Here is a 2,524-nt window from a genome sequence, read left to right on the forward strand (position 1 = left end):
TTTGGGGGGCGGGGTGGGGGGGGGCGTGGTGGGGGGGGCCGTGTTTGGGGGGGGCCGCGAGCGGCGCCCGGGGGTGGGGGGCCGGGGCCGTCGACACCCCGGCGACGGGCGCGACGGCCAGCGCGGCGGCGGCGGCGAAAGACTTGATGCGCATGATGTGCTCCTGTTTCGGTGTGGTCGTTCTGCCGGTCCGAGTGGTCGATTCCGGCTGCCGAGAAAGAAGCTACGGGCGTCGAAAGCTCTGAACAGCCACCCCAAGGGGGCGATGCCACCCACCCTGCCGGTACTCACCGCCCCCACCCTCGGGCGGGTGCCGCGCCCCCTCGGGGTAGCGCCCGTGTCGGCGAGCGGGCCACTCGCTGTCCTCGTACGCGAACGAGCCCGCCGGATCGACTCCGGCGGGCTCGTACAACCCGGGTCCGTACACCCCCTGTGCGCCACGACCACTGTGCGCCGGACACCTCCGGCGCGAAGAGCTCAGCGCCCCTTGAACTCCGGCGCGCGCTTCTCGAAGACGGCCTGAATGGCCTCGGTCAGGTCCTCCGAGGGCAGGAAGGCGGCGTTCCACGCCGAGACGTAGCGCAGGCCCTCGGTGATGTCGTTCACCCGGCGCTGCTCGAGCACGTCCTTGGCGCCCTGGACCACCAGCGGCGGGTTGGCGGCGATCTCGTTCGCCAGCGCGTGCGCGGCTTCCAGCAGCGCGTCCTTGTCCGGGTACACGTCGTTGACCAGGCCGATCTTCTCGGCGCGGGCGGCGTCGATGTCCTTGCCGGTGTAGGTCAGCTCGCGCAGGTGGCCCTCGCCGATGATGCCGGGCAGGCGCTGCAGCGAGCCGACGTCGGCGACGATGGCGACCTTGGCCTCGCGGATGCTGAACTGCGCGTCGGCGCTGGCCAGGCGGATGTCGGCGGCCGAGATCAGGTCGACGCCACCGCCGATGCACCAGCCGGCCACCGCGGCGATGACCGGCTTGGAGCAGTCGGCGACCGAGTTGATGGAGGCCTGCAGGCGGCGGATCTCCTTGAGGAAGTCGGTGCGCGGCGCGGCAAGCGCGCGGTCGGCCAGCAGCGGGCCGAAGGTGCCCGACATGGCGGGCAGATCGAGCCCGTAGGAGAAGTGTTTGCCGCTGCCGGTGAGCACCACGGCGCGGACCTGCGGGTCGGTGTCGAGCTGGGCGAAGATCTCCGGGAGCTCTCGCCAGAAGTCCGGTCCCATCGCGTTGCCCTTGCCGGGGCCGGTCAGGGTCACCCGGGCGACATGGCCGTCGATCTCGACGGTGAAAGCCTGCCAATCAGTCATCCGCCCAGCGTATCGGCTGCCTGACGGCGTACGAATCCGCCTCCGCCGTACCCGCCCGCCGCCGTGGATTTTCCTTCCCCCTGGATGGAATTCTCGACCCGTGCCGAATACCGGGGCATTCGCACAGGTCAGCGACGGGTTCGCGCACTCGGCGGCGAGGAGGGCATACCACGGGGACCGTCCGTGGCGGCGGGGAGCAGCGTAGCTTTCGAAGGGTGAGTGAAGTACCCCCGCCCGATACGGGCCTGAAAGTCCCCGACGACGTCAGCGGCATCACCGCCGACCAGTACCGGGCGTCGATGCGACACTACCCGGCAGGCGTCACCGTCGTCACCCTCGACTCCGCGAACGGCCCGGTCGGCTTCACGGCCACCTCGTTCGCCTCGCTGTCGCTGGAACCGCCGCTGGTCTCGTTCAACATCGCGCACACCTCGTCGAGCCTGCAGGCGCTGCTGGCCGCCGACTCGGTGGTCATCCACTTCCTCGGCGAGCACCAGCGCCACATCGCGCAGCGGTTCTCCCGGACCGCCGCCGAGCGCTTCGCCGACACCTCGCTGTGGACCACGCTGGACAGCGGCGAGCCGATCCTGCACGGCACCCCGATCTGGGTGCGCGCGGCGGTGCACCAGCGGATCGCGGTCGGCGACCACACCATCTTCATCGGCCTGGTCACCCGCGTGCACGACGACACCGGTGAGCGCCCCGCGGCCTCGCCGCTGCTGTACTACAACGGCCGCTACCACCGCCCCTCCGAACTGGAGGGATGATCCGGTGAGCAGCTGCTGTACCAGCCCCCGGGCGCTGCGCTCGGGGATCGGAAGGGCCCGTTCAGCCGACGCAGGGCGCGGCGCCGGCCGTGGCGCCGACGGTCAGCGGTCGCGTCTCGGGCACCGGGTTCCAATGCCCGCCGACCTGGTCATATTTCCAGCCTGCTCCGGCTTGGACGAACCGGGCGACAGCCTCGACGAGACGGTCGACCTGCTCGGCGGTGGTGCCGAGCCCGATACTCGCCCGTAGCGCCGCGCCGACGCCCAGCCGCGCCAGCAGCGGATGGGCGCAGAACCGGCCGTCGCGCACACCGATGCCGTGCTCGGCGGACAGATAAGCCGCCACCTGGCCGGGTTCGGCCCCGTCCACGGTGAAGGCGACGATGCCGACGCAGGCGGCGCAGCCGACGCAGTCGGCGCAGTCGGCGCAGTCGGCGCAGTCGGCGCAGTCGGCGCAG

Annotated in this window: 3 protein-coding genes; 1 reads left to right on the forward strand and 2 read right to left on the reverse strand. The window is 71.5% G+C overall.

The window, feature by feature from the left end; all coding sequences use genetic code 11:
* Window positions 1-477: 477 nt before the first annotated feature.
* Window positions 478-1,299 carry a crotonase/enoyl-CoA hydratase family protein gene (locus QH283_RS04705; RefSeq protein WP_280501785.1) on the reverse strand — a complete coding sequence of 274 codons (822 nt, stop codon included), beginning with the start codon at window positions 1,297-1,299 and terminating at the stop codon, window positions 478-480.
* A 215-nt stretch (window positions 1,300-1,514) separates the two neighbouring features.
* Between QH283_RS04705 and QH283_RS04710 the strand changes: the two genes are divergently transcribed.
* Window positions 1,515-2,066 (forward strand): flavin reductase family protein, encoded by a 552-nt coding sequence (locus tag QH283_RS04710; protein WP_336649327.1) that lies wholly within the window; start codon window positions 1,515-1,517, stop codon window positions 2,064-2,066.
* Window positions 2,067-2,127: 61 nt separating this feature from the next.
* Here QH283_RS04710 and QH283_RS04715 read toward each other — a convergent pair.
* Window positions 2,128-2,524: aminotransferase class V-fold PLP-dependent enzyme (locus tag QH283_RS04715; protein ID WP_280501786.1), on the reverse strand; the 397-nt coding region annotated here is incomplete at its 5' end.

The sequence above is a fragment of the Nocardia farcinica genome (assembly GCF_029867845.1).
GTDB classification, from domain to species: domain Bacteria; phylum Actinomycetota; class Actinomycetes; order Mycobacteriales; family Mycobacteriaceae; genus Nocardia; species Nocardia farcinica_A.

What these genes read in the sequence shown, in the direction of transcription:
- QH283_RS04705 (WP_280501785.1), bottom strand. Translation starts at nt 1,299, where the DNA reads ATGACTGATTGGCAGGCTTTCACCGTCGAGATCGACGGCCATGTCGCC.